The organism is Streptomyces sp. NPDC051172 (assembly GCF_040682555.1).
GTDB lineage: Bacteria > Actinomycetota > Actinomycetes > Streptomycetales > Streptomycetaceae > Streptomyces.
Genome location: NZ_JBFBBE010000002.1, coordinates 20,126 through 42,804 on the forward strand (window position 1 = coordinate 20,126; position 22,679 = coordinate 42,804).

At 69.4% G+C, this 22,679-nt stretch carries 18 protein-coding genes and 2 pseudogenes; 7 read left to right on the forward strand and 13 right to left on the reverse strand.

From position 1 onward, the window contains the following. Positions 1 to 11: 11 nt before the first annotated feature. The 4 genes from AB0N07_RS01315 to AB0N07_RS01330 form a co-directional block, all read right to left on the reverse strand. Complete coding sequence (locus AB0N07_RS01315; RefSeq protein ID WP_365830849.1) at positions 12 to 1,187, reverse strand: alpha/beta hydrolase; 1,176 nt, start codon at positions 1,185 to 1,187, stop codon at positions 12 to 14. 139 nt (positions 1,188 to 1,326) lie between these two features. Continuing rightward, a complete protein-coding gene (locus tag AB0N07_RS01320; RefSeq protein WP_365830851.1) occupies positions 1,327 to 2,208 on the reverse strand; it encodes an alpha/beta hydrolase in 882 nt (293 codons plus the stop codon). A 206-nt stretch (positions 2,209 to 2,414) separates the two neighbouring features. Beyond that, positions 2,415 to 3,659 carry a kynureninase gene (kynU, locus tag AB0N07_RS01325; RefSeq protein ID WP_365830853.1) on the reverse strand — a complete coding sequence of 415 codons (1,245 nt, stop codon included), beginning with the start codon at positions 3,657 to 3,659 and terminating at the stop codon, positions 2,415 to 2,417. After that, a complete protein-coding gene (locus tag AB0N07_RS01330; RefSeq protein WP_365830855.1) occupies positions 3,652 to 4,497 on the reverse strand; it encodes a tryptophan 2,3-dioxygenase family protein in 846 nt (281 codons plus the stop codon). Before AB0N07_RS01330 ends, kynU begins: the two co-directional genes overlap by 8 nt. A gap of 213 nt (positions 4,498 to 4,710) precedes the next feature. Here AB0N07_RS01330 and AB0N07_RS01335 point away from each other — a divergent pair, with 213 nt between their 5' ends. Then, complete coding sequence (locus AB0N07_RS01335; protein WP_365830857.1) at positions 4,711 to 5,193, forward strand: SAM-dependent methyltransferase; 483 nt, start codon at positions 4,711 to 4,713, stop codon at positions 5,191 to 5,193. A 93-nt stretch (positions 5,194 to 5,286) separates the two neighbouring features. On the opposite strand, the pseudogene AB0N07_RS01340 reads toward AB0N07_RS01335, so the two are convergent. Continuing rightward, positions 5,287 to 5,433: pseudogene (locus AB0N07_RS01340) on the reverse strand (DUF3151 family protein); the annotation flags it as partial. Between the two features lie 44 nt (positions 5,434 to 5,477). Here AB0N07_RS01340 and AB0N07_RS01345 point away from each other — a divergent pair. After that, positions 5,478 to 5,708 (forward strand): hypothetical protein, encoded by a 231-nt coding sequence (locus AB0N07_RS01345; protein ID WP_365830859.1) that lies wholly within the window; start codon positions 5,478 to 5,480, stop codon positions 5,706 to 5,708. A 200-nt stretch (positions 5,709 to 5,908) separates the two neighbouring features. On the opposite strand, the pseudogene AB0N07_RS01350 reads toward AB0N07_RS01345, so the two are convergent. After that, positions 5,909 to 6,043: pseudogene (locus AB0N07_RS01350) on the reverse strand (IS701 family transposase); the annotation flags it as partial. Positions 6,044 to 6,199: 156 nt separating this feature from the next. On the opposite strand from AB0N07_RS01350, the gene AB0N07_RS01355 reads away from it, so the two are divergent. Both AB0N07_RS01355 and AB0N07_RS01360 read left to right on the forward strand, forming a co-directional pair. After that, on the forward strand, positions 6,200 to 6,538 hold the full coding sequence (locus AB0N07_RS01355) for a hypothetical protein (protein ID WP_365830861.1): 339 nt from the start codon (positions 6,200 to 6,202) through the stop codon (positions 6,536 to 6,538). 61 nt (positions 6,539 to 6,599) lie between these two features. Beyond that, entirely contained in the window at positions 6,600 to 7,601 is a 1,002-nt protein-coding gene (locus AB0N07_RS01360; protein WP_365830863.1) for a hypothetical protein, read from the forward strand. Between the two features lie 700 nt (positions 7,602 to 8,301). On the opposite strand, the gene AB0N07_RS01365 is transcribed toward AB0N07_RS01360, so the two are convergent. The 4 genes from AB0N07_RS01365 to AB0N07_RS01380 all read right to left on the reverse strand — a co-directional run bounded on the left by AB0N07_RS01365 (position 8,302) and on the right by AB0N07_RS01380 (position 11,535). Continuing rightward, complete coding sequence (locus tag AB0N07_RS01365; protein ID WP_365831190.1) at positions 8,302 to 8,493, reverse strand: hypothetical protein; 192 nt, start codon at positions 8,491 to 8,493, stop codon at positions 8,302 to 8,304. Positions 8,494 to 8,535: 42 nt separating this feature from the next. Then, entirely contained in the window at positions 8,536 to 10,035 is a 1,500-nt protein-coding gene (locus AB0N07_RS01370; RefSeq protein WP_365830865.1) for an MFS transporter, read from the reverse strand. Between the two features lie 98 nt (positions 10,036 to 10,133). Next, positions 10,134 to 11,147 (reverse strand): NAD(P)/FAD-dependent oxidoreductase, encoded by a 1,014-nt coding sequence (locus tag AB0N07_RS01375; protein WP_365830867.1) that lies wholly within the window; start codon positions 11,145 to 11,147, stop codon positions 10,134 to 10,136. Positions 11,148 to 11,346: 199 nt separating this feature from the next. Further along, positions 11,347 to 11,535 (reverse strand): hypothetical protein, encoded by a 189-nt coding sequence (locus AB0N07_RS01380; protein ID WP_365830869.1) that lies wholly within the window; start codon positions 11,533 to 11,535, stop codon positions 11,347 to 11,349. A gap of 442 nt (positions 11,536 to 11,977) precedes the next feature. On the opposite strand from AB0N07_RS01380, the gene AB0N07_RS01385 reads away from it, so the two are divergent. The 3 genes from AB0N07_RS01385 (at position 11,978) to AB0N07_RS01395 (ending at position 16,148) form a co-directional block, all read left to right on the forward strand. After that, positions 11,978 to 14,191: an MMPL family transporter gene (locus tag AB0N07_RS01385; protein WP_365830871.1), complete on the forward strand. Its 2,214-nt coding sequence runs from the start codon at positions 11,978 to 11,980 to the stop codon at positions 14,189 to 14,191. An 80-nt stretch (positions 14,192 to 14,271) separates the two neighbouring features. Next, positions 14,272 to 15,474 carry a sensor histidine kinase gene (locus tag AB0N07_RS01390; RefSeq protein WP_365830873.1) on the forward strand — a complete coding sequence of 401 codons (1,203 nt, stop codon included), beginning with the start codon at positions 14,272 to 14,274 and terminating at the stop codon, positions 15,472 to 15,474. After that, positions 15,471 to 16,148, forward strand: coding sequence for a response regulator transcription factor (locus AB0N07_RS01395; RefSeq protein ID WP_365830875.1), 678 nt, complete (start codon positions 15,471 to 15,473; stop codon positions 16,146 to 16,148). The genes AB0N07_RS01390 and AB0N07_RS01395 overlap by 4 nt, the downstream gene beginning before the upstream one ends. Before the next feature lie 343 nt (positions 16,149 to 16,491). Here the strand turns inward: AB0N07_RS01395 and AB0N07_RS01400 are convergent, their stop codons facing one another. The 3 genes from AB0N07_RS01400 to AB0N07_RS01410 form a co-directional block, all read right to left on the reverse strand. Then, positions 16,492 to 17,469 (reverse strand): ribosome-inactivating family protein, encoded by a 978-nt coding sequence (locus AB0N07_RS01400; protein WP_365830877.1) that lies wholly within the window; start codon positions 17,467 to 17,469, stop codon positions 16,492 to 16,494. A gap of 181 nt (positions 17,470 to 17,650) precedes the next feature. Beyond that, entirely contained in the window at positions 17,651 to 18,526 is an 876-nt protein-coding gene (locus AB0N07_RS01405) for a hypothetical protein (protein WP_365830879.1), read from the reverse strand. Between the two features lie 365 nt (positions 18,527 to 18,891). Next, positions 18,892 to 22,665, reverse strand: coding sequence for a hypothetical protein (locus AB0N07_RS01410; RefSeq protein WP_365830881.1), 3,774 nt, complete (start codon positions 22,663 to 22,665; stop codon positions 18,892 to 18,894). Positions 22,666 to 22,679: the final 14 nt, after the last annotated feature.

The window sequence follows — 22,679 nt, forward strand, 5'->3', positions numbered from 1 at the left end:
GCACGCTCGACTCACGCACGGGTCACCTCCTTTGTGTCGCCCAGGACGATGCGGGTGAGGTTGGCCAGGGAGACCGAGCCCGGCCTGAAGTAGTCGCTGTGGCCGCCGGGGCCCGCCGCGAAGACGCGGGCGCCGAAGGCCGGGGACACGGGGTCCGTGCCGAAGCCGACCGTCCAGCCGAACAGGTCCGCCCGCACGTGCGGGACCTCCTCGACCCAGTCGTCGGAGCCGCGGGCCGCCCAGATGCGGGCCCTTGTATGCAGGGCCGCCGCCGTGTCCGTGCCGGTGCCGGGGCTGCCGACGAAGGCGATGTCCTGCACGTCCAGGCCGGGCGCGGCGCGGGCGCAGACGACCGTGCCGTAGGAGTGGCAGAGCAGGGAGATGTCGGCCTTCCGGCCTGCTGTGCGGCGTAAGTCGGTGATGAACTCGCGCAGGTGGGGGGCGGCTTGGTCGGCGCGGTCCGTGGTGAGGACCGTGGTGCTGATGGTGCCGGGGGTTTGGTAGCCGAGCCAGGCGACGACGGCGGTGCGGGTGCCCTTCGGGGATTCCCGGAGCAGGCGGTCGTGCAGGGCGACCGCGGTCGCGCGGAAGCGGTCGTAGGTGTCGAGGGAGGTGTCCGAGCCCGGGATCAGGACGGCGATGCGGGTGGCGGTGGCGAGGTCGCCGAAGACCTCCGTGGCCTGGCCCTCGCCTCGGCCGTCGTAGGCGAGGAGGTGGCGGGTGGGGGTTGCCATGGCTCGGTCTGCTGCGGCGCGTTTGCGGTCGCCGTGGGCTGCGGCCATGCGGGACGCTTCGGCGGCGTTGGTGCGGTTGGCTTTGTAGGCCGCGTCGAGGGTGGCTGCCGTGAGGGGGGCGAGGGTTGCCGGGGGTGGGGCGGGGATCTGCGGTCGGGCTGCGGCCGAGAGAGGGGCGACGACGGCGGCGGTGATGAGGGCTGCGAGGGTGGCTCGGCGCCATCTGTGGGTGCGGCGGCGCTGGGGCTTGGGTGGCGAGGTGTCGCTGGCCGGCGCTTGCCGGGTGCCGCCTTTCTTTGGGTCGGGAGCCGCCCTGGGCGGCACGAATGCCCGCAGGCTGAGGCGGCTTGGGCGGCCCGGCACCGTCGCCTCACGCGCCACGAAGGCCCGTAGGCCGCGGCGGCCGCCGGCTCCGCCGGCTGTCGTCCCCCGAACCCCCGTCTGGCGCCCCATGCTCGTCTCCCCCTCCAGTTCGCCCGGTCATCGGGCTTGTCTGAAAGGGAAGTTACGGAGTGTGACTTGTCGTCCGCGTCACGCCAGGGAGCTGTCCTGGAACGTAGCTCTCAGGTACTACGGGTATGTAGGGGGTGGGTCACCAGGCCAGTTGGGCGATTTCCTCCGCGACCACCGCGCAGGCGTCCGCCGCCGGGTCGATGAGGGGGAAGTGGCCGACGTCCTCCAGGAGCGTGAGGCCCACGACCTCGCCGGCCTTCGCTGCCGCGTCGGCGTACGACTCGGCGACCGCCTGCGGGACGGTGACGTCCGTGCGGCCCTGGACCAGGGTGGTCGCGATGCCCGTCGGGAGCAGCAGCGACGGGTCGGCGTACGGGCGCCGCTCGGCGAACTTCTCCTCGCCGCCCAGCAGTTGACGCGAAGCGCCCCCGCACACGTCCAGTTTCCCGGCGACCTCGAAGTCGGCGATCGGGGCCAGGGCGACGACCCCGCGCAGCGGTGCGGGACGGTCGATGCGCCAGGGGGCGTCGGCGGGCAGCAGATGGCGGGCCGCCGCCCACAGGGCGAGGTGCCCGCCGGCCGAGTGCCCGGTGATCACCATGCGGCGCGGGTCGGCCCCCGGAAGGGCCTCGCGTACGAGGGCGGGCAGCGCGTCCAGCGCGGCCGCGACGTCGTCGAAGGTCTCCGGCCAGCGGCCCGCGACCGGGCTGCCGCCCTGGGCCGGGATCGCACTCCCCCGCCGGTACTCGAGGCTGGCCACCGCGAAACCCCGCCGGGCCAGGAAGTCCGCGAACGGCGAGATGTGCCGGCGGTCGTACGGCGCCCGCCACGCGCCGCCGTGCAGCACGACGACCAGCGGGGCGGGGACGCCGGGCGCCGGCTCGGTGCGCGGGGCGTAGAAGTCGACCAGCTGGTCGGGGTGGTCACCGTACGCGGCGGTGGAGTCGGGATCGACCGCCGGGTGCGAGAACGCCGACTCCTCTTCGGCGGCGGCCCGGGCAGCTGCGGCGTCGTCCGGCATGCTCCAACCTCTCAGCGACATAACGGGATTGACGTGTGGCGGCCCAGGGAGGGAAACCGGCCGTTGGCGGGGACGGTATCAGGCCGGTGACGTGGGCCGACACGGGGATGTCACGCTCGGTGAGGGGAAACGGTTCTGTAGCCCGCGGGCCGGGCGGTTCCGCGGCCGCCGAAGCCGCCGCCGACCGCCCGGCACAAACCCCGTGGCTATCCCGCGAGATCGCCGAGCGTCTCCCCCAGCACCCGCGCCGCCCGCTCCACGTCCCCGAACCCGACGTACAGCGGCGTGAACCCGAACCGCAGGACGTCCGGGTGCCGGAAGTCCCCGACCACCCCCCGCCCGATCAGCCGCTTCATCACGTCCCCGGCGATGGGGGCCCCTCCCGCTCGAGCGAATTCGAGAGTGGGGGAGCAGCGCAGCGCCACCTGGCTGCCGCGCTCCCGGTGGGCGAGGGGGGTCAACGACTCCACCCGCCCCTGCGGGACGTACGCCGACACGCACTCCAGGAAGAAGTCCGTCAGCGTGAGGGACTTGGCCCGCACTGCCTCGATCGAGACCTCGTCCCAGACCTCCAGCGCCGCTTCCAGGGCGAGCATGGACAGGATGTCCGGCGTGCCGACCCGGCCGCGCAGGGCCCCGGCCGCCGGTTCGTACGCGGACTGCATCCCGAAGGGCTCCGCGTGGGAGTTCCAGCCGGGGAGCGGGGAGTCGAAGCGGTCCTGGAGGTCCCGGCGGACGTACAGGTACGCCGGGGAACCGGGTCCGCCGTTCAGGTACTTGTAGGTGCAGCCGACCGCCAGGTCGACGCCGTGCTCGTCCAGCCCGACCGGCAGCGCGCCCGCGCTGTGGCACAGGTCCCAGACGGCCACCGCGCCCGCCGCGTGCACGGCGGCGGTCAGCGAGGGCAGGTCGTGCAGACGGCCCGTACGGTAGTCGACATGGTTCAGCAGGACGGCGGCCGTACGGGCGGACAGCGCGCCCGGTACCTGAGCCGGGGTCACCGGACGTAGCGTGCACCCCGTCATGCGGGCCGCCGACCCGGCTATGTAGCCGTCGGTGGGGAAGGTCGTCGCGTCCACGAGAATCTCGTCCCGGCCCGTGCCGGAAACCAGCCGTACCGCACCCACAAGTGCCTTGAAAACGTTGACACTTGTCGAGTCGCCCACGACGATCTGCCCGGCCGCCGCCCCGACCAGCGGAGCGATCCGGTCGCCGATCCGCTCGGGCGCCGTCCACCAGCCGCTCTCGTCCCAGGAACGGATGCGGAGCGCACCCCACTGCCTGCGTACGACGTCGTCGACCCGCCCCGGGACCGCCGCCGGCAGGGCGCCGAGCGAGTTCCCGTCCAGGTAGACTCCCTCGTCCAGCACGAACTGCTTACGCATCCCCGCCAGTTCGTCGGCGGCGTCCAGCTCCCCGGCGCGCACCTTCAGCTCGGACACCTCAGACATGAGACCTCGCCGTCCACAGCTCGGGAAAAACGTTCTTCTGCGCGCGCTTCTCCAGCCAGGCGACGCCCGCCGAGCCGCCCGTGCCGGGCTTGGAGCCCATCGCGCGGCGGGTGGCGACCAGGTGGTCGTTGCGCCATCGCCACACCAGCTCGGCGACATCGGTCAGCGCCTCGCCGAGGCGGGCGAGTTCGGCGTTCTCGTCGCCCGCGTAGATCGCGGTCCAGGCGGCCTCGACGGCCTCCGACGGCTCGTACCGCCGTGAGACGTCGCGGCGCAGCACGGGCCCGGGGATCGCGCAGCCGCGCCGCGCCATCAGCCGCAGCACCTCGTCGTAGAGGCTCGGCTCGGCGAGGGCCTTCTCCAGTTCGGCGTGGACGCGGGGGGCGCCGCGGTGCGGGACCAGCATGGACGCGGACTTCTCGCCGAGCAGGAACTCCATCCGGCGGTACATCGCCGACTGGAAGCCGGAGCCCTCGCCGAGCGCACTGCGGTAGGAGTTGAACTGGGCCGGGGTCAGCTGGCCGAGCGGCTTCCAGGAGGCGTTCAGCGCCTCCAGCTCCCGTACCGAACGCTTCAGCGCGGCGACCGCGGTCGGCACGTCGTCGGAGCGCAGCGCGTGCGCCGCGGTCTCCCACTCGTGGACGATCACCGTGAACCACAGCTCCATCACCTGGGTGGTGACCAGGAAGACCATCTCTCCGGGGTCGTCGGAGAGGGTGTGCTGGAGGTGGGTGAGCACGTCCGCCTTGACGTAGTCCTCGTACGGCGTCGTGCCTGCGAAGTCGAGATGCGGAGTCTCGGGCTCCGAAGCCTCGTGGGGCTGAGCCTGGTGGGACATCGCTGTCTCCTGTTGTTGCTCCGGGTAGCGGTCCGCCCCTGCCGTTACCGACACGGGGGCCCCGGTCCCCGCCGGGCATCTTCTTCGATGGTCCGCCAGGAACGCAAGGCCCGCCTGGTCACCGGCTCGTCGCGTCGCCGAGGACCTGCAGTACTCTCGGGCGCCGCGTGACACAGAGCCCTTTGAGGAACCCTTTGACGAAAGGCACGGCAGATGTCTGAGAAGAGCACCTCGTCCGAGGTGGTCTCCGTCCCCGTGGGCCGGGTGGTCGGGGGACGCGAGGAGGTCCGTGACGACGACTGGGGGAGGGTCGAGGCCGTCATCCGCCTGGACGGCGACCAGTTCGACGCGGACGCGCTGGCGGGCCTGGACGGCTTCTCCCACCTGGAGATCGTCTACCACTTCGACCGCGTGCCCGCGGCGAAGATCGAGACCGGTGCCCGTCATCCGCGCGGCAACACCGACTGGCCGGTGGTCGGCATCTTCGCGCAGCGCGGCAAGAACCGCCCCAACCGCCTCGGCGTCTCCCGCTGCCGCCTGCTGCGCACCGACGGACTCGACCTGCACGTCCAGGGCCTCGACGCCGTCGACGGCACCCCCGTCCTCGACATCAAGCCCTACATGAGCGAGTTCGGCCCCCAGGGCACCACCACCCAGCCGGACTGGGCCACCGACATCATGAGCCGCTACTACTGATCCGCCGGTCCCCTCCGGAGGACACTGCTCGGCGCAGCGCAAGGCCCGCCCGGTCACACCGGGCGGGCCTTGCGAGGAAGCAGCAGTGGACGGCTAGCCCAGGGTCTGGGCCGCGGTCGGCGAGGAGTCCTTGAGGAACTGGGTGCAGCGCTCGTACTCCTCCTGCTCGCCGATGGATCCGGCGGCGCGGGCGAGGGCGTGCAGCGCGCGCAGGAAGCCGCGGTTCGGCTCGTGCTCCCAGGAGAATGGCGGAAAATGTACCTGAGAGCGTGAGGGGGCACCGTATGACCGAGCAGGAGTGGCTGGACAGCCTCGCGGCCCAGCTGCCGGAGCGGGACCTGGAGTGGGTTGTGGAGCTTGCCAGGATTTGCTCCACGGAGTGGACGGGGGACAAGCCCCCGACAGGGGAGGCTTGCCAACCCGTCGAGGCCGCCGCTCGCCATGATGGCGATGATTCGAGGACGAGCAACGCGGCGAACGGGTTCCTGGTTCCCTCTCGAGCCGACGAAATCTGAACCAAGGGCCTCTTCACCCCGAACCGGGTTCGGGCCAGATCGATACATGTCCGCTGTCCGCTCCGGCGTGCGTGAGTATCCCGCGGGCGCGGTACGGGGAGTCAGCCGAGGGCTTCGCTGAAGGCCGACTGGGCGGCTGTCTCGTCGGCGCGGGACTCGGAGGGAACGGAGTACGCCCAAAACTCCAGACATCGTGATCTTCATGTCTGGGATGCGACTTGTCGCTGGTACTGGCTGGTGCGTGATCGTGCTTGGTGGCGGCGGCGCCAGTCGGACCAGGCAAGGTGGTGGGCCGCGTCGCGGACGGGCCGGACGACGAGCGCGACGAACAGGCGGCAGATCAATTATTTGCTTGGAAACCCAGAATACTGCGGTCACTTGACGAGACATCATTCAAAGGGTGCTGGCACCGGCCTATCCTGCTTGCGGGTCGATCGCGCATGATCGGGGGATCTATGGTTCGGATGGGCCGCTGGGCAACTGCGGTACTCGTGTCACTACTGGTGTTCGTGGGCTGCGCCGCGCTGCTGATGGGTGTCCGCTTCCCGTGGACGCCTGACGCCGAGAGCGACCGGTGGTTGGTCGCGCTCACGGTCGCCGCGTTCCTCGGCACCGGAGTCGGTGGTGGGCTGGCCTGGTGGGCCGGCCGTGAGGAAGCAGTCGACGGAGACGGCGGCGCCGCGCGGAATCTCGCACCGGGTGAGGGCAAGAGGGTCACGCAGCGGGCGAGAGTGGGCCGCAGCGGCACGAACATCATGGCCGGTCGAGACGTACGCATCCGTCGCCACGGCGAGCGCCCCGATGGGCGGCCCGACAATGAGTGGGAGTGAGCAGCCGCCGCGACGGCAGGTGTCACAGCGGGCGAACGTCAGGCCACACGGCAGGAACATCATGGCCGGCCGGGACGTGAGCACCACAGAGATCAACAACTACCTGGGCCCGAACAGTGGCCCTGGCCGGGGCGTCAGCCGGAAAGGGCTGGCGTTGCTCTTCGTCGGCGTACTCGTCCTGAGCGCCGCTGGTTTCCGGGCCCTGCTGTGGGAGAGCGACCAGCACACCGCGGACACCCCGCAGACGCAGCGCACCACGCCGTCATCCGCGTACAGCACAGACACCACGACGGCGCCTGCGGGCAGTGCCACGACGGCTCCTGCGGGCAGTGCCACGACGTCGGCGGCCAGTGGGGGACCGCCGTTCGTCGCCCGGTCGTCATTCCCGGGCAGTGAGCTCGATCCGATCGCGGCCGGCTCGCAATGGGCATTTGTCCTCGATCACACGCTAACTCCGAGCCAAATCGCCGGCCTTGAGCGACGGGACGGACTCGACGGGCAGGCAGTGTGGGACTATCTGCGCCCCCTCGGAGCGCGGATCGCGTCAGACAACTGGGCGACCGGGCCCCGGATGACCTTCAAGCTGCTGTTCCTGCGCGATACCAGCACAAGCCTGAGCATCCAGAGCATGCAGCCTGTACAGATCGCATGCACGCAGAGCACCGCTCTGACAGTGATCGACTTCGCCAGCGAGGGCGACGATGCGGTTCCGACCGTCACATTCTCCCTGCTGAAACCGCACGTGCCACTCGCCGAGGTGAACAGCTCAGGCGAACCGACGGGCCCCTATTTCAGCAGTCACCAGATCGATCTCGGTGCCGGCGCCACCCCAGGGGCCCTCGATGTCCAGGCGACTGGTGAGGCGGGCAAGTCCTGCACTTGGCGATTCAGGGTCGGCTTCGCCACTGCGTCAGGCCAATCCGCCCAGGTAGTCGACAATGCCGGCAAGCCGTTCACCATCGAGGCCGCCCCGCTCCATCCGCTACAGCACATCCAGTACGGACTCGACACGTCCGGCCGCAAACGCTGGGCAGACTGCACCATGGCCAGCGACTGCACCTGAGCCCCCAACGCAGGCATGACTCGGTCAGGTAGCTCGGTTCCGAAACGGGGCCGGAAGACGCAGCCACCAAGTCCGCCACTGCTCCTTCTACCAGGCCGCGCACCGTCTCATCGCCATCGGCGACCAGATCCATTCTCGACGGGGTCTGGCATCTGTCGGTGACGCCGATCCGTACGAGATCGTCCGTGACGCGCCGGACGGATACCCGGGCCAGACGGCACGGGGTGTGGCGAATCGCGTTGCCCACCAGCTCGGAGACGATCAGCGTGCCTGCATCCGCAGGCCATGGGCACGTCCGCTCACGACCGGCCCGAAAACGCAGCAGCGCCCGAGCCGGCCGAAGCCGACTCAGGCGCTGCGTAGCAGGTCAGAGGGAATATCCCCCGACCACCACTGGTAGGCCCTGTGGGACTCGAACCCACAACCAATGGATTAAAAGGGCTGGTGGAGATGTGCTGAGTGGTTCCGGACGCTGGTTCGACGTCCGAAAGTACCTGGTCAGAACACATTCATCGCGATCGCCGTTCTCCTGCATGACGGCTCATGCCACGCAGTCCGCTCACGCATCGCTCACGCATGACGCCCCGCTGACCAGCCCTCCTGGGACTACGGTGCAGTGTCTCGCTCTTCGCGTCGCCTGACCGGAGGCCGGTCGCGATCTGCACGCCGTGAGGGCTGATGCGACGGAATGTACGTCGGTTCATGCGAGCGTCTCCTGCTGGGTCTGGCGCACCATGAAGTTCACCGTGGACAGAAGTTCTCCGGTGCGCGGGTGGCGGGCGGTGAGGTCCTTCGCGGAGAACGCCCTGTCGTGGATGCGCAGGGCGAGACGGTCGCGGTGGAAGCCTGGAGATGCCCTGCTTTCCTGCGCTGATTCGTGTCCTGCGAGCAATAGTCATCGCAGGTAGCAGGGCATCCAAGGGTGAATCCGGGCTCAGTGGGCCATCACGGGCTCGCCCTCGGACGGCTCCAGAGCCCGATTCGGGATCAGGAACGCCGCGATCACCGCACCGACCACGAAGAACCCGGAGCCCCAGGCCAGGGTGGACGTGTAGCCCTCGACCCCGGCCTGCGCCGCGGCCAGCGCGCTGGGCTTGTGCGAAGTCAGGTAGTCGGTCGCGGCCGACGAGGCGACGGTGGTCAGCAGTGCCGTGCTGATGGAGCCGCCGATCTGCTGACCGGTGTTGATCAGCGCCGAGGCGACACCCGAGTCCTCGTGGTGCATGCCCGAGGTCGCCCCCTGGAACGCGGTGGTCATCACCGCGCCGATGCCGAGACCCAGCAGGATCATGCCGGGCATGATGTGGGTGGCGTAGGCGCTGTCCAACTCGAGCCGGGTCAGCAGGGCCATACCGGCTGCGGCGACCAGGAAGCCGGCACTGATGACGATCTTCGGGCCGACCTTGGGCAGCACCAGCGAAGACATCGTGGTCGACGAAGCGACGACGGCCGCGACCATCGGCAGGAACGCCAGACCGGTCCGGATCGGCGAGTAGCCGAGGCTGGCCGCGAAGTAGTAGGTCAGGAACAGGAAGATCGAGAACATCCCCATGCCCAGGACGAACACCGCCATGAACGACCCACCGCGGGTCCGGTCCAGCACGAGGCGCAGCGGCAGCAGCGGATGCGCGACCCGGGACTCCAGCCAGACGAACACCACGAGCAGCACCGCGCCGACGATCATGGAGCCGAGGGCGACCGGGTCGGTCCAGCTGGTGGACTCGACGTGCGCGAACCCGTAGACGACGGCGAACAGCGCGGCGCTCACCACGACGATGCCCGGGATGTCGAGTTTCGGCTTCTGGGTGATCGCGGGCTTGGCCAGCAGCAGCAACGCACCGATCAGGGCGGGGACCGCGAAGGCGACGTTCACGTACATCACCCAGCGCCACGACGCCCATTCGGTGAGCATGCCGCCGACCAGCAGCCCGATCGCGCCGCCCGCACCACCCAGCGCACTGAAGATACCGAAGGCCTTCGCCCTTTCGGACGGTTCGGTGAAGGTCACGCTGAGCAGGGAGAGTGCCGCGGGCGCGAGCAGTGCGGCGAAGAGGCCCTGGGCCACGCGGGCCGCGACGAGGATCTCGAAGCTGCCGGCCGAGCCGCCGACGACGGACGCGGCCCCGAAGCCTGCCAGGCCGATCACGAAGAGGGTGCGTCGGCCCAGCAGGTCACCCAGTCGGCCGCCGAGCAGCAGCAGGCTGCCGAACGCCAATGCGTAACCCGTGATGACCCACTGCCGACTGCCGTCGCTGAAGCCGAGGGCTTGCTGTGCCTCGGGCAGCGCGATGTTCACGACGGTCGCGTCGAGCATGACCATGAGCTGGGCCATGCCTATGACGACCAGCACCCACCAGCGCACGGCATGTGAGCCGCGAAGGCCCGAGTCTTTCTTCCCGGAGGCGGGCGCCTCGCGGTCGATGCTGGTACTCATTTTCTTCCCTTGCTTGGTGGGCATGACTGAAAGCCGTCTGGAATCTGATGGGTTTCCTCGCCGGTGAAGGTGAGGGTGGTGGGTGGCGGGTGGGGATTTCAGCCCTGGAGGGCCGCGTCGGTGTCCGCGATGGCCAGCTTCTTGTTGATGTCAATGCCGGCCAGTGCGCCGGCCGCTGCGGAGGCCCCGACCTGGGCGACCGGATCGGTGACGTTGCCGGCCACCCACACACCCGGCACCTCGGTGGTGCCGTCCGGGCCGGAGGCGAAAGCGCGGCCCACATTCGGCAGATCCCGCACCGGCAGGCCAAGTCCTTCCAGGCCCTGGGTTCGGGCCTGCATCTGCGGGACGACCGCAAGGACGCGGCGGGCCACGACCTGGCCGTCGGCCAGGCGCACCCCGGCGAGGGCGCCGTCAGCGTCGTCGACGATCTCGGTGACCGGGGTGTCGATGACGCGGATGCCGCGGGCGGCGAAGCGCGCGCGGGTGTCCTCGTCCAGGTCGGTGCCGTGGGTGAAGTAGGTCAGGTCCTCAGTCAGCTGCCGGAACAACAACGCGGGGCCGATGGAGGTCGGACCGGTGGCGAGGATGCCGATGGGCTCGTCCCGCACCTCCCAGCCGTGGCAGTACGGGCAGTGCACCACACTGTGCCCCCAGTGCCCGGCGAGCCCGGGCACCTCCGGGAGCACATCCTTCAGGCCGGTGGCCACGAGGACGCGGCGGGCGGTGATGCGGCGGCCGTCGGCCAGGGTGACGGTGAACCGCAGGTCCCCGTCTGCCGACGGGGCGGCAGGCTCGGCCGAGACCACATCGCCGTGGACGACGTGTCCCCCGTACTGGCGCACCTGCTCCCGGCCCCGTCGAAGGATCTCGGACGGCGGGGTGCCGTCGAGGGCGATGAGGCCGTGCACGGCATCGGCGGGCGCGTTGCGCGGGGAGCCGCTGTCGATCACGACGACCGAGCGGCGGGAGCGGGCCAGGATCAGTGCACCGTTCAGCCCCGCGGCACCCCCGCCGATCACCACCGCGTCGACGGTCCCCTCGACCAGTACGTCGCTCGCATACGCAGGAGTCGTCACAGCTGTCGCCTCCTGCTTTTCCTTGTCAGTCATGGTTCGCTCAACCCTTCGAGTTTTGGGTGGTTTGCAGGGGGATTCAGCTGTTCAGGAAGCCCAGGATGTGATCGGCGACCGCCTTGGGCTGTTGTGGGGGGGGCGGCGCGGAGGAGTTCAAAGGCATGGGTTGCCCTCGATCGCGCCAGGCGTGCACGCAGCCTGTCCGGTGAGATCAGGACCGTTGTGTACTGAACAGTCAGAAACGTAGGCGGTTCTGTACTGAGTTGTCAAGTGCGACAGGTCGACCCTCGCTCACCAGGACGATGCCCGGAATGTCAAGTTTAGGCTTCTGGGTGATCACGGGCTTGGCCAGCAGCAAGACATCGACCAGGGCGGGGCCGCGAAGGCGGCGGTTACGTACATCAGCCACCGCCACGACGCCCATTCGGTGAGCGTGCCGCCGGGCAGCAGCCCGAAAGGCTCGATGGTTCCGGGCCCGTAGATGCCGGCGAAGTCCTCGCCGAGGCGAACAGCAGAAGACCGCAGTGCCACGCTCTGATCGAGACTCAGCGCGTTGTGGAAAAGGGGGTTCCTGTTCGATGAGCGGGGGCTTCTTTGTGTGCCGGGCGTGATCGCGACCAGGTAGGGGCAGGCCGGGGGCGGCTTTGTTGTGACGGCGTGAGGCGGGGCGCGTCAGGATCTGGAGTCCTGGACAGAGGTTCTGGAGCAGGCTCAGCAGGCGCCATCTCATCCTCAAGGAGGAGGCATCCGGCCCGCTGCTGGTGTCCTGCTACTAGGCACAAGTGCCGGTAGGTGCACGATGCCCGGAAGCCGCAGATCCACGAATCTTGAGAAGTACCCGACTTCGATGTGGAGATTCCTGACTCGTGGCTACCGTCCTCTACCGCGTGGGCCGCGGCGCCTTCCAGCGGCGCTGGCTTGTCCTTTTCGTCTGGACGGCGGTCCTCGTGGCCGTCGGCGCAGGCGCCGCCCTGGCACCGTCCGCCAACGACAGCGGCACGTCCTTCATGCCCGGCATCGAGGCGCAGAAGGCCTACGACCTGATGGCGAAGCGCTACCCCGGGGCGAACGGCAACGCCGCCAGCGCCCGGATCGTGTTCGTCGCGCCGCACGGCGAAAAAGTGACGGCGGGCAAGAACCGCGAGATCATCGAAGAGTTCACCACGGCCGCCGGTAAGGGACCCCAGGTCGCCGCCGCAGTCGATCCCTTCGACGCCGGTACGGTGAGCAAGGACGCGTCCATGGCGTACGCGACCGTCTCGTACAAGGTCGCGGCCAAGGACCTCACCGACGCCGGCAAGACTTCGCTGCAGCACTCCATCGACATGGCGCGCAAGAGCGGGATGACCGTCGAGGTGGGTGGCACGGCCCTCGCCACCCAGCCGTCTGCGGGCGGCGCAGCCGAAGGTATCGGCATCCTCGTCGCCGCACTGGTCCTCCTGGTGACCTTCGGCTCCCTCGCCGCTGCCGGTCTCCCCCTGCTCACGGCGATCATCGGCGTCGGTGTCAGCACGGCAGCGATCATGGCGCTGTCCAGCACCTTCAATCTCTCATCGACGTCCGGAACGCTGGCATCCATGCTGGGGCTGGCGGTAGGAATCGACTACGCCCTGTTCGTCGTCTCCCGGTACCGCGAGGAACGGGCGAAGGGGCACGCGCCCCAGGAAGCCGCCGCACTCGCCGCCGGCACAGCGGGATCCGCCGTCGTCTTCGCGGGCGTCACGGTCGTCATCGCCCTGGCGGGTCTGTCGGTGATCGGCGTTCCGATGCTGACCAAGATGGGGCTGGCCGCAGCCGGTGCCGTCGTCATCGGTGTTCTGATCGCCCTCACCCTGATCCCGGCCCTTCTCGGCTTCTGGCCCAACGCTGTCCTTGCCCGCCGCAATCGCAAGGGGGGGATGACCCCAGAGCGCCACAAGACGAACGGCGGCAGCCGCTGGGCCCGGTTCGTGCTGCGCCGGCCGGTCGCCATCCTGATCGTCGGGACGGTCGGCTTGATCGCCGTCGCGGTGCCTGCCATGGATCTGCGCCTGGGCATGCCGGGCGACGAGTCCAAGCCCACCTCCACCACCGAGCGCCGCGCCTACGACGATCTGTCCCGCGGATTCGGAGCCGGGTTCAACGGGCCACTGACGATCGTCGTGGACGCCAAGGGCACCCACGATCCGAAAGATGCAGTGTCAGCGATCAGCGACAAGATCAAGAGCACCGAGGGGGTCGTGAGTGTCTCGGCGGCCCGGTACAACGCCTCCGGTGACACCGCGATGATCTCCGCCACGCCGTCGACCGGCCCGACCGCGGAAGAGACCAAGGACCTCGTCCACACCATCCGCGGCGAGCGTGGCTCACTCGAGTCCGCCACGGGTGCGACCTTCGAGGTCACAGGCAGCACGGCGATGAACATCGACGTCGCCCAGGCGCTGCAGGACGCACTGATCCCCTACCTGGCCGTCATCGTGGGCCTTGCCTTCCTGCTCCTGCTGGTGGTCTTCCGCTCGGTTCTCGTGCCGGTCAAGGCAGCCGTTGGCTTCCTGCTCTCGGTGCTGGCAGCACTGGGGTCGGTGGTCATGGTGTTCCAGCGGGGGTGGGGAGCCGGCCTTCTCGGCATAGAGCAGCCGGGACCGATCATGAGTCTGATGCCCATCTTCCTTGTCGGGATCGTGTTCGGACTCGCGATGGACTACGAGGTCTTCCTGGTGTCCCGTATGCGCGAGGCCTACGTCCGCGGAGAACGGCCCAGTGAGGCGATCGTCAGCGGCTCCCGCAACAGCGCCCGTGTGGTGGTGGCGGCCGCGGTCATCATGATGGCTGTCTTCTCGGGCTTCATCGGCGCCGGTGAACCCATGATCAAGGCCATAGGCTTCGGCCTGGCCATCGCGGTGCTGTTCGACGCCTTCGTGGTCCGCATGGCGCTCGTGCCCGCGGTACTTGCTCTCCTTGGCGCACGGGCCTGGTGGCTGCCATCCTGGCTCGACCGGCTTCTGCCCCGCATGGACGTCGAGGGCGAAGGGCTGACCCAGCAGCCGTCCCAGACGACGTCGGGCAGCAGCACCCAGGCTCACCAGCCGGCCGGCATCTAATCCGGACGCTCATGGGTCGCCGTTCCCTCGCCGGGCGGCGGCCCAGGCCATGACGTCGCTGTTCTTGAACGGAGACAACGATGAAGCTCACGGGGCGCAGCGCCGCCGCGAGAGCCTACCGCCCGGGCCGAACCGCCCAGGTGCTCGCGCTGCTCTGCTTCACCGTGGGCGGCAGCCTTCTCTCCGACGGACTGCTGGACAGCCGGACCACCATCTGGCCCGGCGCGGTCCTGTCAGCCGTGGCCTGCCTGGCCCTCTTCCGGCAGGCGGATCAACCCCGTCTCGTCGTCCTCATCACCACCGCGTGCACCATGGCCGAGGGAGCACTGGGCTATCTGCTCACTCCGTTGATCATGGCCCCGATGATGGCAGCGCTCTACCTGATGGGTGCCCGAGCCGACCGGCTCATCATCCGCAACTGGTCCCCGGGAACGGCACTGGCGGTCGGAATCACCACGCTGGTGTTCGGGCCGGACGGCAGATCAGCCATCCTCACCACCGTGAACCCCATGGCGTGGGCCCTGCTCCCCGCGGCCGTCGGCAGCTACGTGCGGGTGCGACGGGCCTACATCGAGGAAGTGCATGCCCGCGCCGAGCACGCGGAACGGACCCGGGAAGAGGAGGCACGCCACCGGGTGGCCCAGGAACGGATGCGCATCGCCAGAGAACTGCACGACGCTGTCGCCCACCATCTGGCCCTCGCCAACGCCCAGGCCAGCACCGCGGCACACCTCACCCGGACCCGGCCGGAGACGGTCGGACCGCTGCTCGACAACCTGGCGGAGACGACTGCCTCCGCCCTGCGCGAACTCAAGGCAGCGGTCGGACTCCTGAGACAGGACGCCGACACGGACACCCCACTCGTACCCGCGCCCGGTCTGGAGCGACTCGACGAGCTGACCGACGGCCTGAAGGCCTCAGGACTCGATGTCGACGTGACCGTGGACGGCACCCCCCGCAGGCTCTCGGCCGGAACCGACCTCACCGCCTTCCGCATTCTGCAGGAAGCACTCACCAACGTCGCGAAACACGCACCGGCCGCCACCGCGCACGTCCGTATCACTTACGCACCAGACCGTCTGACACTCACAGTGATCAACAACGGCAGTGGCACCGTAACCGCCGCCCCCGTGTCCGCCACGGGCTTCGGACTCATCGGCATGCGCGAGCGCGCCCACTCGCTCGACGGCACCCTCAAGGCGGGTCCCCGTTCCGACGGAGGGTTCGAGGTCACCTGCGAGATGCCTTTGCCCTCACCAGCTGACGAAGAGACTCACTCATGACCATTCGCGTGCTCCTCGCCGACGATCAGGCGCTACTGCGGGCCACCTTCCGCATCCTCATCGAGTCAACCCCCGGGATGACGGTCGTCGGTGAAGCGGCGGACGGGCTGGAAGCGATCGACCTCGTCCGAACACATCGGCCCGACGTCGTCCTCATGGACATCCGTATGCCCAACAGTGACGGTCTGGCCGCGACGGCGGCGATCTGCTCAAATCCGAAGCTGGCGGACGTCCGGGTGCTCATCCTCACCACCTTCGAGAACGATGAGTACGTCGCTCGGGCTCTGCGGTCCGGTGCCAGCGGATTCCTGGGCAAGGACGTCAGCGCCGAAGTCCTCCTCGCGGGGATCCAGACCGTGGCTGACGGAGAGTCCCTCCTGTCCCCGGCGGCGACCCAAGCCCTGATCACGCGTTTTCTCGCCACGCCGGACCCCGACGAACAGCTCGCGTCGCCCGAGACGATGGCCCTGCTCACCCAGCGGGAGCAGGAGGTCGTAGTGCTGGCGGCACACGGCAAGTCGAACAGCGAGATCGCCGAGGAACTCGTCGTCAGCCCGCTGACGGTGCGCAGCCACATCCAGCGGGCCATGACGAAGCTGAGTGCCCGCGATCGCACTCAACTCGTCGTGATGGCCTACCAGTCGGGCCTGGTGCGGGCCCTGCCGAGAGACTGAAACGGCTCGGCCGAACATGAGCTGTGCTCACCAGTGTGCCGGCGCCTCCGACTCGACACGCAGTGGGCGCCGGTAGGAGAGGTCCTTACGGTCGCGTGTGCCCTTGAGGAAGTCCTGTTCCTTGTAATAGGGCGCCTGAAACGCCCTGGGGACTACACCGCCCAATGGGGGCGCACGACATTCATGGGGCTCGTCGAGGGCCCAGGAACGGATGAACGTCGGCGTTGAAAACCTCGCAGTGAGCGCCGCCCACCCCGCCCGCTGTAGCGGGCGGGGTGGGCGCTGAGGTGAGGGGCGACACCGGGTCAAGGGGCGAGGCGGCGACGGCGGTGAGCCGTGGGCCTCACAGTTCGTCCTTGATGTTGGAAGTAACGGGTCGGATGGCGAGCGCGACCATCAGGACGGCGGCAGCGGCCGAGCGGTCGCGGATGTCGCCCCAGCCGACCGTGTGGACCCAGTTCAAGGCGCCGCCGGGGTTGGTGAAGACCCGGCTGATGCCGCGCCAGTTGCGGATCAGCTCGATGTAGCGGGCCATGCGGGTCTGGCCGCCGGTGTTGAGCTGACGGCCGAGGTCGGCGGCGATCGGGCGGAAGCGGGTGCCCTCGGAGATGGCCATGATCAGGCGGAGGACGCCGGCCGACTTGTTCCTCACGTAGTTCGCCGGCGCATGCGACGGGTTCTGATGCAGGTCGAAGACGGCCTGCCGGAGGTTCTGGTGGCTCAGGCTGAGGTCCTCCAGCGATGTGTTGGCCGATCTGGCGAGGTCGTTGTAGTTCTCGTGGCCGTTCATGTCGCCGTACTGCGTAAATCCGTTCTGCGTGGGGCTCAGGACAGCGGCGGGTATGTCCTCGGGGTGGTCGCGGCTGAGCGGGATGTACACATTGCCGGCCTCAGGCGAATAGAAGTGCCACCCGACGACGTACATGTCGCTGACTCTGATGATCAGGTGGATGGTCGCACCGGCTGTCGTCACCGTGAGGTCGATGTACGCGTGGTCCGCGCCGGCGCCCGGGGTGACGTCGACGGCGAGGTTACGGCCGCCCCGCTCGACGTTCACCCGGTGACCGCCGTGCGCGTCGATGATGGACCGCAGGTGGCTGATCGTGTGGGCGTAGCCCTCCCCGCTGGCGTCGACGTCCCAGTGGGCGAGGTACCAGGTCGAGGCCGAGAGTTCGGTGTCCTTGGTGCTCAGGTTGAGAGTGCTGGACGCCTTCGAGGACGTCGAGTGCGTATGCGAGGGGTCGGCCAGCGCGAACGCGCCGACCACGAGAGCGGGCACGGCGAGCGACGTGCCCACGCGCTGCAACAGGCGAGAGGCCATGGGAGGTCTCCGTTACGTGAGAGAGGGACGGGATCCGGAATTCCGGATTCCTGTCGATCGTCAGGGCCGGAAGGTTGTCCGGCGAGCCTCTTTCATCACTCAGAACAATCCGGGGGCACGGCGAAGTGCCCGCCGGCGTCGGGCCGGCGGGCACTTCGGATCTCAGGGGCGCGGTCGCATGTCAGTGGCAGTCGCTCCACTTGTTGGCGCGCCCGTGGAGGATGAAGCGGAACTGCGGCTGCTTGCTGCTGTTGAGGACGTTGGCCGTGCCGTCGTAGTAGTAGTCATGGTCCACGAGGGCCCTGTAACCGTAGCCGCCCCAGTTCTGGGAGGTGTGGTAGCCGTTGCCGTCCTTGATGGTGTTCCACGTGTAGCTGTCCAGCCAGAAGTGCGGGTTGACCCGCACCACGCGCATGATGGGCCTCGCGCCGAACCATTCCGTCCTGCCGGCCGGGACGCTCATGCCGACAGTGCGCGACCAGCCGACGGACTTGCCGTAGGACCACGAGTACGAGAACTCGGCGCCGGCGCCGACATCGAACAGCTTGCCGATGGAGCGCTCGCCAACGATGGAGCCGCCCACCGTCTTGGTGGTGATCGTCGTGGTGGTGTAGCTCTGGGAGACGTTGTAGTTGAGGGGGCCGCCGTTGTCGCAGTTGCTTGCCGTCTCGGACCAGGCTGTTTCGTCCCCCTCTTTCGTCCAGGAGGACGACTGGGGGTAGTAGCAGTGGCCCTTGAGAATCTTCCAGTTCGGGTTCAGGTAGTACTTGATCGATCGAGCCGGGCCGACCTCGTCGTAGACCGGAGACCTGTATTGGTAGCTCTTGTCGTAGAGCTCGTGCGTGGCGGTGTTGTAGAACCAGACGCTCTGGCCGCCCCGGTTGGAGCCGTCCTGGCAGATGCTCGGGAGCAGGTTGTCCCATTTGCCGTTGAGGTCTGTCTCGTTGCCGTTGCCCGTCGCGCTCGCGGTCGTGGCGGAGGTCAGGCTCAGGCCGCTGACCGCCAGACCGCAGGCTGCGATGGTGAGCAGCCACTTCTTGAGAGGGGTGGGGACCATTTTTCGAGATTCCTTCGCTCGGTGAGACCAAACGCGGGTGAGATCGAGTACATGGTGATCACTGCGGGTGCGAGCGATCTTTCGCGGCCGTGAGTTGTCCGGCAACCCAGTTCATGGGCGTAAGCAAACAGGTCAGCGACGCGTTCCCTGGAATCCGGCCCGTCGTGTCACGCGCGGGATCGCGAGGGCTGGAACGGCATAGGTGTGCCCGGCCCGCCCGGCGACACGGTTGCTCGGCGGGCGGAGGTCACTCCACCGTCAGGGAATGCCTGCCGTCGGGGAACGTGGCGCGGCTTGTCATCGACACCAGCTGGAGCCGCCGGCCCGGCCCCCGAGTCGCGGGCGCCGGTGCGGTGGAGCCGTGGTCAGTGTGGACGGGGCGTGTCGCAGACGGGGTGGTAGGGCGCGTCGGGGATGTACAGGTGCCATTGGGCCGCGGTGAGGGTGGTGCCCGTGCGTGTGCAGGCCTGGGTGATGGCGTGGGAGGGGGTGATGGGGTACCGCTCGAGCGGGGTGTGGTCGCTGGTGGCGTAGAGGGTGGCGCTGTCGGGGCTGAAGGCGAGGGAGTTGATTGGCTCGCCGGGGGTGGGCAGGTTGCCGCCGAGGGGTTGTTGGGTGGCGGTGTCCCAGAGCTGGAGAGTGCCGGAGTCGCCGGCGACGGCGAGGGTCCTGCCATCGGGGCTGAAGGCAAGGGCGTTGACCGCTTCGGGGGTGTCACCGAGCGCCGCCGGGAAGAGGTTCGGCAGGACACCCGTACGGTGGCGGAGGGTTCCGTCCCACAGGGCTACGCGGCCGGTCATGTCACCCGCCGCCATGCGGGAGCCGTCCGGGCTGAAGGCCACGGCGTTGATCTGCTCGCCCTGGCTGAGGGTGCGCCGGGTGACCGGGCCGGACGGCAGCTCGGTGAAGTCCACGTCTCCCGCGAGCAGCCGGCCGTCGGGGCGGACGGCCAGGTGGACGCTGCCGAGGTCGTTGAGCATGGCCGCTCTGCTGCGGCGTGCGGTGTTCCACACCTCGCCGCTCACATGACCGATGCCGCGCGTCCTGGAGGCCAGCAGTGTCCGGCCGCCGGGACCGAGCACGACCGTGAGGACCGCTTCGGTGGATGCCTGGTGCGCCAGGTCCAGCGTGGTCCGTTCGCGGTTGCGGGTCAGGTCCCAGATGACAAACCGCTGGGGGGACGCTTCACGGCCCGGGGCGGAGACGCTGTAGGTGAACGCCCTGCTGTCGGGGCTGAAGGCCATCAGCGACATGGTGTCCTGTGTGTCCAGCTCCACCGCTGGCTCGACAGGATCGAGGGAGGCGGGCAACGGGAGCGAGGGCAGCGTACGAATCAGGTGCCCGTCACGGGTGTCGCGCAACTGGAAACGGTAGCCGCTCCCGGACCGCTCGGCGGTCGCGAGCGTGCCGCCGTCCGGGCTGAGCAGCGCGTTTTCCAGGGGGTGGCTGCTCCATGGGGCGGTGAGGGCCGCCCCGAGGTCGAGGGAGTGGACGGTGCTGCCTTCGAGGTAGCGCAGGACCGGCAGACGGGGATCCCAGGCGAGACCGCCGCGGAGGAGCTGGCCGTTCAGAGGATGGCGGAACACCGGGGTGTAGGGGGCGGACAGCCGCCACACCGTGATCTCGTCGTGTCCTGAGACCGCCAGGAATGCTCCGTCGTGGCTGAAGGCGATGTTCTGGATGTCCGGTTCGGTGATATCGGCGATCTGCCGTCCGGAAGCGGTGTCCCAGACGCGTGTGCCGACGCTGGAGACGGCGGCGAGCCGGTCGCCGCCGTCATCGAACGCGAGCCACGAGTTGTCGTCGTCACAGTGGCTCGCTCCGGGACTCCGCCAGCCGCCGGGGAGGCTGCGGTGGCGGACGATGTCCCGGACCGTCATCGGACCGCCTCGGGGGCAGACGGCCACCAGCCGGTCGTCCGCACTCAGGGCCACGTTCGTCGGGTCGTCCGCCGCCGTCCGGAACAGCACCCGGCCGTCCGCGACGGAACGCAGCTGCACCTGATCGCCGTCGAGGCTGCTCACCAGGTAACTGCGGTTGCTGGAACCGAAGCTGGGAATGTCGGACGACGGCAGACGCTGCCCGGTACCGCCGGTCCACTTCCCGGCCGACGCGTCCCACAGGCCCGCACCGTTGTCCGCAGTGACGGCCAGCACCCGGCCATCCGGACTGGCCCCCGTCACCGGACCGTGCGGCAGCCGCCCCGAGGCGATACGGCGGTGCGTGACCACGTCCCAGGTCCGCCACTCCCGGCCGTTCGAGCTGAGCAGCGTACGGCCGGAATCGACGAGCAGGCGCAAGGCTCCGCTGCCGAACCCGGAGTCGGTGAAGGCGTCCAGTTCGGTTTGGGCGGAGGCGCCGAGCAGAGCCGAACGGGTTTCGGGGAGAGGGGCGATCCGCCAGGCGGCGACGCTGAGCAGCATGGCGGTCCTGGGGTCGGTCGTCCGCATCGCGTCGGCGACCGCGGCGACCCGGCGGGCGGCCGTGTCGGTGGCTTCCTGCCGGCTGGTTCGGTGCTGCTGCCAGGCGACCAGGCCGGCGATCAGCGCCACAGCCAGGGTCCCGGAGAGCGCGGCGACGAGGCGACGTGCCCTGCGGGTGGTCCGGGTGGCGGCCCGGCGTTCCGCTTCGCGGGCATCGAGCGCGGCGGTGAGGAACGCCCGCTCGGAGGAGGTCAGCTCGCCCTGCTGCCCGGGACGCCCGAAGAAATCCTCAGCGCGTACCAGGTGGGTGCCCCGGTACAGGGTTCCGGGGTCGCGGCCGAGTTCCTGCCAGGTGCGGGCGGCCTCGGTGAGGCGACGGTGGTGGCGCAGCCGTTCGCGGTCCTCGTCGATCCAGCCGCGCAGCCGGGGCCAACTATTGATCAGGGCCTCATGGGCGAGTTCCACGCCGTCCGCGTCCGCGGTCACCAGCCGGGCGCGGGCCAGTTGCTCGACGACCGCGGGCATCTCGGGGTCGGCCCACTCCTCCAGTTCGGCGCGTTTGACCGGGCGGCGTGTGTCCGCGGCGTCCTGTCCGGGTTCGATGAGCCGGAGCAGCACCTGCCGGGCCGTCCTGGCCTGGGCGGGCGACAGCTGTCCGTAGACCTGTTCGGCGGTGGCGGCGATCGCGCCGTGCACGCCGCCGGCCGCTTCGTAGGCGGCCATCGTCAAGGTCCGGCCCCGGCGCCGCCGCCAGGTCTCCAGCAGGGCGTGCGAGAGCATCGGCAGCCCGCCGGGCTGATCGGCGACCTCTTCGACGAGCCTGGCGGTCAGCGCACGCTCCACCAGCAGCCCGGCGGCCGCGGCCGGCTTGACGACCGCCTCCCGCAGCTCCGCCGGTGTCATCGGCCCCACCAGCAGTTGGGCGTCCCGCAGCGCGTCCACGAGCCCCCGGTGTTCGGCGCACCGCCCGTAGAAGTCCGCCCGTACCGCGACGACCACCCGCAACCGGCTGCCCGGCTCCCGGGCAGCCAGGAGCAGATCAATGAATCGCGCCCGCTCGGCCTGGTCCCGGCACAGCGTGTATATCTCCTCGAACTGGTCGACGACGACCCAGCTGTCCGGCTCGCCCTCCTGCGGGGCCAGCAGCCGGCCATGGGTCGCCGCCGGAGTGGCCCCCGGGGTGAGCACCCGGAGTACGGCCGTGCCGCTCAGTTCCCGCAGGGTCCGCTGAAGCAGCGGTATCAGCCCGGCCCGCAACAGCGAGGACTTGCCGCTGCCGGACGCACCGAACACCACCGCGAACCGGTGCTCGTGCACCAGATCCGACAACTGCGCCACAAGCCGGTCGCGGCCGAAGAACAGCCCGTGGTCACCGGGCTCGAACCGCACCAGCCCCCGGTAAGGTGCCTGCTGCTCCTTCTCCTCCGCGCGTGCTGCCGCTTCCTCGTCCGCTGCTTCCTCGGCCGCAGCCTTCCACCGCAGCTCCCACTCGGCCGAGTCCGCCCCGCACGCCTGCGCGTACGCCAGCACCACCGCCAGCGACGGCAGCCGCTCACCCGACGCCGCCTGCGCCAGCACGCTCACCGAAAAGTCCGTCCGCCCGGCCATCACCCGGTACGTCGGCTTCCCAGCCGCCTCGCGCAACACCCGCAACTCATGGGCGAGACGCTGCACAGCACCAGCCCGAGGATCCACCGGCCGCTCAGGGCGTCCCATAACCGCTCCGTTCA

What these genes read in the sequence shown, in the direction of transcription:
- AB0N07_RS01330 (WP_365830855.1), bottom strand. Translation starts at nt 4,497, where the DNA reads ATGTCCCACCAGGCTCAGCCCCACGAGGCTTCGGAGCCCGAGACTCCG.
- AB0N07_RS01320 (WP_365830851.1), bottom strand. Translation starts at nt 2,208, where the DNA reads ATGCCGGACGACGCCGCAGCTGCCCGGGCCGCCGCCGAAGAGGAGTCG.
- AB0N07_RS01345 (WP_365830859.1), top strand. Translation starts at nt 5,478, where the DNA reads ATGACCGAGCAGGAGTGGCTGGACAGCCTCGCGGCCCAGCTGCCGGAG.
- AB0N07_RS01400 (WP_365830877.1), bottom strand. Translation starts at nt 17,469, where the DNA reads ATGGCCTCTCGCCTGTTGCAGCGCGTGGGCACGTCGCTCGCCGTGCCC.
- AB0N07_RS01380 (WP_365830869.1), bottom strand. Translation starts at nt 11,535, where the DNA reads ATGGGCGTCGTGGCGGTGGCTGATGTACGTAACCGCCGCCTTCGCGGC.
- AB0N07_RS01375 (WP_365830867.1), bottom strand. Translation starts at nt 11,147, where the DNA reads ATGACTGACAAGGAAAAGCAGGAGGCGACAGCTGTGACGACTCCTGCG.
- AB0N07_RS01315 (WP_365830849.1), bottom strand. Translation starts at nt 1,187, where the DNA reads ATGGGGCGCCAGACGGGGGTTCGGGGGACGACAGCCGGCGGAGCCGGC.
- kynU (WP_365830853.1), bottom strand. Translation starts at nt 3,659, where the DNA reads ATGTCTGAGGTGTCCGAGCTGAAGGTGCGCGCCGGGGAGCTGGACGCC.
- AB0N07_RS01405 (WP_365830879.1), bottom strand. Translation starts at nt 18,526, where the DNA reads ATGGTCCCCACCCCTCTCAAGAAGTGGCTGCTCACCATCGCAGCCTGC.
- AB0N07_RS01370 (WP_365830865.1), bottom strand. Translation starts at nt 10,035, where the DNA reads ATGAGTACCAGCATCGACCGCGAGGCGCCCGCCTCCGGGAAGAAAGAC.
- AB0N07_RS01360 (WP_365830863.1), top strand. Translation starts at nt 6,600, where the DNA reads ATGGCCGGCCGGGACGTGAGCACCACAGAGATCAACAACTACCTGGGC.
- AB0N07_RS01390 (WP_365830873.1), top strand. Translation starts at nt 14,272, where the DNA reads ATGAAGCTCACGGGGCGCAGCGCCGCCGCGAGAGCCTACCGCCCGGGC.
- AB0N07_RS01410 (WP_365830881.1), bottom strand. Translation starts at nt 22,665, where the DNA reads ATGGGACGCCCTGAGCGGCCGGTGGATCCTCGGGCTGGTGCTGTGCAG.
- AB0N07_RS01395 (WP_365830875.1), top strand. Translation starts at nt 15,471, where the DNA reads ATGACCATTCGCGTGCTCCTCGCCGACGATCAGGCGCTACTGCGGGCC.
- AB0N07_RS01335 (WP_365830857.1), top strand. Translation starts at nt 4,711, where the DNA reads ATGTCTGAGAAGAGCACCTCGTCCGAGGTGGTCTCCGTCCCCGTGGGC.